The following is a 520-nucleotide window of genomic DNA, read 5'->3' as shown; positions in this document are numbered from 1 at the left end:
TCACGCTGAAAACAACCAAGTGACCTTGGGTATGATTGTCGATTTATCTTATGAAAATCCACACATGTATCCTTTTGCTGAAATGCAGCGTTGGAAAACACATCCACTGATCAAGCAATATCTTGAAGGTGGTAAGCGTATTTCTTATGGCGCACGTGCAGTTGTTAAAGGTGGTCTAAACTCTCTACCTAAACTGACCTTCCCAGGCGGTTGCTTAATCGGTGATGATGCTGGTTTCTTAAACTTTGCTAAAATCAAAGGCTCTCATACTGCGATGAAATCGGGTATGTTGTGTGGTGAAGCTGTATTTGAAGCAATTCAAGCAGGTCATGAGAAAGGTGGTGATTTAGCGGTTGCGCGTGTCGCTGAAGGCGAAGATTTCTTTGCTAAAGAATTGACTGCATATACGGACAAATTCAACAACAGTTGGTTAAAAGAAGAGTTACATCGTTCACGTAACTTTGGTCCAGCAATGCATAAATTCGGTTTATGGATGGGTGGTGCATTTAACTTTATCGAT

At 41.3% G+C, this 520-nt stretch carries 1 protein-coding gene; it reads left to right on the top strand.

What is annotated here, in order from left to right:
* Window positions 1–520: NAD(P)/FAD-dependent oxidoreductase (locus WFN33_RS20235; protein WP_336954830.1), on the top strand; the 520-nt coding region annotated here is incomplete at both ends.

Origin of the sequence: Acinetobacter sp. AS167 (assembly GCF_037152175.1) — a bacterium.
Classification (GTDB): domain Bacteria; phylum Pseudomonadota; class Gammaproteobacteria; order Pseudomonadales; family Moraxellaceae; genus Acinetobacter.
The sequence above is the reverse complement of the archived record's forward strand: the minus strand, read 5'-3'. Positions and strand labels throughout refer to the sequence as shown.